Raw genomic sequence first — 5,985 nt, forward strand, 5'->3', positions numbered from 1 at the left:
CATCCGCGATTCAACATGCACTTCACGCCCACCTCCGCATCATGGCTGAACATGGTCGAGCGGTTCTTTCGTGACATCACAACCGAGCGACTTCGCCGCGGCGTATTCACCAGNGTGCCGGAACTGGTCGACGCCATCAACGAGTACATCGCTCACCACAACACCAACCCCAAGCCGTTCATCTGGACCAAGAGCGCTCGCGACATCCTACAGAAGGTCATTCGTGCCAACCGCCGCTTAAGTTCCAAACAGAATGGAACATTGCACTAGCTTCGCGAAGCTGCGGCCTCGTTCGGGCTGCGCATGGAGAACGAGCTCGCGCGCGAGTAGTGGTAGATGAAACGCCGGGATTTTGTCCTTGAGCCACCGCCCCGGATAGGGCGATGGGGCATCGCCGTGCACGTGCAAGGCAATGCGCCCGAGCTGTGGCAGGCAGTGGCGCAGCGAATAGCGCTGCAACCGCTCACGGACGGCAAGGAATGGGGCTTTCACGCGGAGGGCTCGATCGATGGACGTGCCCCATTATCGCCGGTACCAAGGGTCGACCGGGATTCGCAAAATCCGCCACATCCCCCGGCAAGCCTCTGATTTAGCTGGAATATTCGGTACTCCGGTACCCAACCTTGTGGTTGAAGGCGCTTATCCGACCTGAAAAAACTCCACCGATTGCCCCGCATTGACCGCCCGCCGCAGCCAGGCGCGCATCTCCCCTGCCCGTCCCAGGTCAGCGCCTCGGTATTGCGGTAGCAGACCACCGATGGTGGCGGTGGGGGTGGCGGCGTATCAAAACATCCCGCCGCCTTGAGCTCGTCCACCGTCAGCCCGTAGTCGGCCATCTGCTCCTGGATCCAGCGGATCGCCGCCTGCTCAATGTTCTTGGTCATCGCTGCTGTCGGTACTGTTACTGCTGTCGTGGCCGTCATCCGGATCGCGGGACGCGACCGGGGCGCCCGGCGCTGACTGCTGTGGGTGCGGGCCTCGTTCCCCGCTGGCGCCGGGCGGGCCTTGCCCCGCCGTCGACTGCTGCCGTCCCGCTCGTACAGTGCCACGCGCAATTCTGCCAGCAGCTGACGTGCGAGCGCCGCCTCGGCTTCGGCGCGCTCGGCGCGTCGCTGCGCCGCCGCTAGCTCGGCCATTCACCCGCTCCAGCTCAAGCATGCCGGCCTTGCGCCTGTTCGGCGGCCGCGAGCCGGTCCGTCAATGCCGCAGCCTGGGCCTCGAGCCGGGCGCGGACCTCGGCCTTCGGCGGGCGTCCCCATGCTTCCCTTGCGCACCAGGCTGTAGAGCTTGTTGGCGGTGGGCGTGACGCCGTAACGGAAGAACAGCAGGCCGCAGACCTCGCGGTACAGCCTGAAGTCAGCGTTCGATGTCATCTTGAGCCGGTTCCATGGGACATCCGGTGCGCTTGAACTTAAGCAGCGCATCGTCGATCGATGGACGGCGTCACACCACGCAGATCCGACAGAAATTGGCGCCTTCATCCAGGCGCTCAATGTCGTCGCTGGGAAACGATCTGCCTGGATCTAAGAAAGGAAGTCTTCGAAGCTTTCGTGGCCGTTCCGCTGCAACCTGGGTTGTTGTCGCAGTTCCTCGACCGGTATCGGGAGATGGCGGAACACAGCAGCTACGGGTGGTCGTTCGCTGAGGGGATTGCCGACAATTGCAAGATCCTCTTCTCGTCGCCGCTCGTGGGCAACGAGGACAAGTCCAAAGCATTATGAACTGCCGTGATCGCGGTCGAGCGCCAAAACAGATTTCGCGGCGATGGACACATGCCGCAACATGGTCTCGCCCTGCGGGTGCACGCCTGATGATGGAGTATGGCTACTATTTCATGCAGAACATCGACCCGGGCCAATGTCGAGCTATGGCGATCCGTCAGGCCGTGGCATAGCTGAAATTGCGCGCCGAAGCCGAAGCTGCGGCGGCTTCACAGACTAACCCCTTCTCTTTCGGCCCGGACCAATAAGAAAACGGGCCAGCCGGCCCGTTCTTCATCGCGTCGTACCCGACCGCCACTCGGGCAACTCAGGGAAGTTACTTCGCGTAGAGCGCTTGGCTGCTTCCTTCAGCTTCGTCTTCATGGCAGAAGTGACGACAACGGTCTTCGCAGCCGTGACGGCGCGCACGACCACTTTCGGTGACTTTTGTGTCATACGAGCTTGATTCGTCTTGAGCGCTTGAGTCATATCATCTCCTTGCCGTGTAAGTAGTCTAACAGCTTTCGCCAGGACGGGCTTTCGGCAGCGAGATCGAACTCCATCAGTCGTTGGGAGCCACATCGCTCCCACCACGCTTGATCGAGCCCAACCACGTCCTGGACGGTCCGGCACAAAGCAAGATGGGGTGCAGCCTGCGTCTCACCCGGTTCAAGTTCGGCATCGAAACCAACCTTAGGCCAGAATTTAAATCCGATCATCTTCGGATCGTGCCCCACTCCCCCACCGGCGATCAAAGAAATGTGCCTGTAGCCCATCCGGTGAGCCATCATCGCGCACAACGCGAAGGCGATCGTGCCCAGTCCATCAGGAGCACCTTTTTTCAGATAGAAGTGATCGACGTGAACGGCAGCGGCGACCGGATCGCCATCGCCCGGCCCTTCATCGTTCGCGGCATCCTCAATATACAGCGAGGGACCATCCTCCTCGAGGTAGATGCCCACCCGATTCTTGTGACCCTCATGCACGACGACAGGGTTGATCGTTGTGTAGTAAGTGCCGGGTGGCCTGTCGTCTGGCCCATGCCCACGTTCGGCTTGCTCGTGTACGCGGGAGCCGTTGAAGATCATCATCAGTTGGGCCATTTCACGGCTCTCCAGCTCACGACCGTCGAGCGAGAGAAGATCGCCCTCTTCAACCTCCACGCCATCCCAGCGAAAGGCACCGCTAAGGAATTCTTGCGCCATCGACGACGCGCACAGCACCTCATAGACCGCGCGAAGATCACTTTCAAAAAATGGTGTGGTAGGAAGCGCCATATCAAAAAAAGGGTTGGCCCCGCAACGGCTTCGCACGGAGCTTGAATGTTTCGAGCCCGGATGATTTCTCAGACCGCCCGAACCACAAAGTTGCCGTTCGGTCCGTCCCATTCGACCCGAGGGCGTCGACCCTCGGTAAGCAGTTTGCGCACAGTTTGGATGACATCGGGGTGCATCTCGCCCCGATCGGCGCGCGCCTGGGCACCAGTGCCGATTTCATACATCCCGCCACAGGCGGTGCAGTCGTAAAGGTAGCCATTGCCGCCTCGCAGTGTGGTGCGGTAAGAGTTCGTCGTGCACAGAGAGCAAGTCGTTGGTTCGGTCATTTGGCGTAATCACTTAGATCTAGAACGAAGTCGCGCGGTGGCTCGAGGCCCCGGCACTGGCAATTGCAATATTGTGCCCCAGTAGGTTGATGCCGCTGAAGAGTGGCATTGAGATCTGACACCCGCGCCAACCGCTATCACAAGCGATGCGTTGCCAGACCGATCCGCTGTTGAAGCCGGGAGCACTGGCGTTATCCGACCCGATAAAATTCCACACTCTGCCCCGCATTGACCGCCCGCCGCAGCCAGGTCGGCATCTCCCCCTGGCCATCCCAGGTCAGCCCCTCGGCGTTGCGGTAGGAGAGCGCAGGAGGAGGAGGTGGCGGTGGCGGCGGGGGTGGTGGCGGATCAAAGCACTCCGCCGCGTGCAGCTCCTCCATGGTCAGGCCATAGTCGGCCATCTGGTCCTGGATCCAGCGGATCGCCGCCGCCCGCTCAGTGTTCGTGGTCATCGCTGCTATTGGTACTGTCGCTGTTGCTGCGGCCGTCTTCTGGGGAGAGGGTCGGGGCCGATCCGAGCTGTTCTTCGCCCTGCGCTTCGCCCCGCGCAATTCTGCCAGCAGCTGACGCGCGAGCGCCGCCTCGGCTTCGGCGCGCTCGGCGCGTCGTTGCGCCGAAGCCAGCTCGGTGCCCACGCGCTCGAGCTCGAGCGCGCGCCGCCCTTGGGCCTGCTCGGCGGCCGCGAGCCGGTCCACAAGCGCTCCGGCCCGGGCCTCGAGCCGGGCGCGGACCTCGGCCTGCGCCACCGCGGCGTCACGCGCCTCGCTGCGCGCCGCAGCCAGTTCGCCGCGCAACTCCTCGGCGGTGCGCTCGCTCTTCTGCCGTGCGGTGCGCTCCTGGTCGAGTTCGCGCAGCGCGCGCCGCTCGCTCGCCTCGGCCCGTTCCTGGGCGATGACCACCTGCTCGCGCGCGCTCGAGTTCGGTCGAGAATTGGGTGCGCAGTTCCGCCAGCTAGCGCCCCGCAGCCTCCAGCTCCCCCCGCCCCGCTTCCCATCGCGCCCGCGTCGCGGCGTGCGCCTGGCGCTCGGCCGCCAGTTCGGCCTGCACGGCGTCGTGCGCCTGCCGGGCCTCGCCCAGCTGCGCGGACAGCGCCAACGCGTCCTCGCGCGCCATTGCCGTCTCCGCGCGCGCGGCATCGCGCACCAGCTTCCGCCAGCGCTCGGAGGCGAACGTAGTCGACCATCAGAACTCGGCACTGATTCAGGCGAAATCAAGATGCGCGCGATTGCGATTAGAAACAGCGGGAAAACCCAACGTCAAGCCATAATTGATGCCGCGACAGAACTAAGAATCGAGCTCAAGCCATCTTACATCAGCTACCCTGGCAGCCACTTTGAGCGTTGGCGGAAGTAAGGTCACGAATAGTTCATGGAGCATCCCCGACCACGTCATTGGCCGTCTCGTACTCGGGTCTTTTGGCTGCAGATTGATACGGTGGCCGGCCCGCCGCTCGCACCAAGGCTTCCGAGGTCCCTTCTCTCGCAAATGTCGCCCCTTTCCTCGGGTCATTGACTCACAAAGAATTTGGAGGCGCGACCGTATCCAATTGCAGCACTAAGACAATCACCCCTTGTCGCGCTTGGCCGGCATCAGCGCTCAACGTCAATTCGAGACGGGCCGCCTGCCACACGAAGCACGTTGCCCTCTGGCGTCATCTGCCGCGGAAGGTCGTTGAATGTCGGTCGGCTCGGCCTTGCCGTTGTGGCAGGCCGTAACGTGGATACCGCCGCCACACGACGCGCCCGGCTGATTGCAGGAGCACCCACACGACTTTTCTTCGGTTTGTGTGCCGATGGCTTTGGGGGTTTCGCGGCCGAACTGAGCGCCTCCGGCGGGTTCCAGACTTCTATGTAGCGCTCGCCGGCAAACGCCGAGGCTGCCAGTATTATCGTTGCCAGGCCGACCAGTAGATTCTTGGCCAATCTCGTCTCCGCGTTGTGTTGTCGCGACCGGAGCGAGTTCCGCTTTTGGCCGCGGCGTATTCTCGCACACCGGCCCTGAACCAAACGCGGGGGTCAGTCGAACGCGACCTTCTGTTGGTGTCCGACCGGAGACCGTCAGTTCAACCCGAGGCTGAGCGCCGGCGCACGCGGTTGGAGCAGGCCGTGGCCAGCATGCGCGCGCAGGATGGACGCGGGCCGGTGATCCGACCCTCAGCCGAGCGTGCGTCCGACGACGACGGCCATCGTCGCAGCGTGTCCTTCCGCCACGCCCGTGCGCCAGTTCGGCGCCACCCCGCGTCGCGGGCCATCCGACGATCCGCACGCTGGATCCGGCGCTGCGCACGCCCCTGGCGGATGGGGTGCGCGTCCATGCGGCGGGCCTTCCATTTTCCTGGCGGCTCGTTGCCCCGCGATCCGCAATAGACAACTTAAATCGTGAGGCACAGGGAGGAAGGAACAGACTCTTAAACGCACCCCTTTCAAGGTGACGAGAAATAGGGCACCCTCCGTGTTCTCGAACGAAAGCCGGAGTGAGTAGCGTGGTACTGGATGCAGTGGTGGAACGCTTTATCGAACACAGCCCGATCAGTGTGATGGCGCGTCTGGGCTTGCAACGCGCCCTCGATGCGGCCTGGATCGACGAGTTGTTCGAGCAGGAGCGTGAAACGCAGTACACGCGGGAGCTATTGTTCTCGACGACGGTTGAGATCATGTCGCTGGTTGCCGTTGGCCTGCGCCC

At 62.9% G+C, this 5,985-nt stretch carries 4 protein-coding genes and 5 pseudogenes; 3 read left to right on the forward strand and 6 right to left on the reverse strand.

Annotated features, from left to right (window positions below; translation table 11 throughout):
- Positions 1-270, forward strand: a pseudogene (locus A3A5_RS0111355) (IS630 family transposase); the annotation flags it as partial.
- Between the two features lie 369 nt (positions 271-639).
- On the opposite strand, the pseudogene A3A5_RS38265 reads toward A3A5_RS0111355, so the two are convergent.
- A pseudogene (locus A3A5_RS38265) lies at positions 640-884 on the reverse strand (H-NS family nucleoid-associated regulatory protein).
- 357 nt (positions 885-1,241) lie between these two features.
- Positions 1,242-1,373, reverse strand: a pseudogene (locus tag A3A5_RS45625) (DNA-binding protein); the annotation flags it as partial.
- Positions 1,374-1,433: 60 nt separating this feature from the next.
- Between A3A5_RS45625 and A3A5_RS43200 the strand changes: the two are divergent.
- Positions 1,434-1,721 (forward strand): hypothetical protein, encoded by a 288-nt coding sequence (locus A3A5_RS43200; RefSeq protein WP_157637199.1) that lies wholly within the window; start codon positions 1,434-1,436, stop codon positions 1,719-1,721.
- Between the two features lie 273 nt (positions 1,722-1,994).
- Here the strand turns inward: A3A5_RS43200 and A3A5_RS43205 are convergent, their stop codons facing one another.
- The 4 genes and pseudogenes from A3A5_RS43205 to A3A5_RS38275 form a co-directional block, all read right to left on the reverse strand.
- Positions 1,995-2,189, reverse strand: a complete 195-nt coding sequence (locus tag A3A5_RS43205) for a hypothetical protein (RefSeq protein WP_157637200.1) — start codon at positions 2,187-2,189, stop codon at positions 1,995-1,997.
- Positions 2,186-2,977: a hypothetical protein gene (locus A3A5_RS0111370; protein ID WP_026200671.1), complete on the reverse strand. Its 792-nt coding sequence runs from the start codon at positions 2,975-2,977 to the stop codon at positions 2,186-2,188. The genes A3A5_RS43205 and A3A5_RS0111370 overlap by 4 nt, the downstream gene beginning before the upstream one ends.
- Before the next feature lie 517 nt (positions 2,978-3,494).
- Positions 3,495-3,755 carry an H-NS histone family protein gene (locus A3A5_RS41245; protein WP_035812336.1) on the reverse strand — a complete coding sequence of 87 codons (261 nt, stop codon included), beginning with the start codon at positions 3,753-3,755 and terminating at the stop codon, positions 3,495-3,497.
- A gap of 9 nt (positions 3,756-3,764) precedes the next feature.
- Positions 3,765-4,443 (reverse strand): annotated as a pseudogene (locus A3A5_RS38275) (KfrA protein); the annotation flags it as partial.
- 1,342 nt (positions 4,444-5,785) lie between these two features.
- Here A3A5_RS38275 and A3A5_RS0111380 point away from each other — a divergent pair.
- Positions 5,786-5,985: pseudogene (locus A3A5_RS0111380) on the forward strand (IS4 family transposase); the annotation flags it as partial.

Source organism: Cupriavidus sp. UYPR2.512, assembly GCF_000379565.1.
Taxonomy (GTDB): domain Bacteria; phylum Pseudomonadota; class Gammaproteobacteria; order Burkholderiales; family Burkholderiaceae; genus Cupriavidus.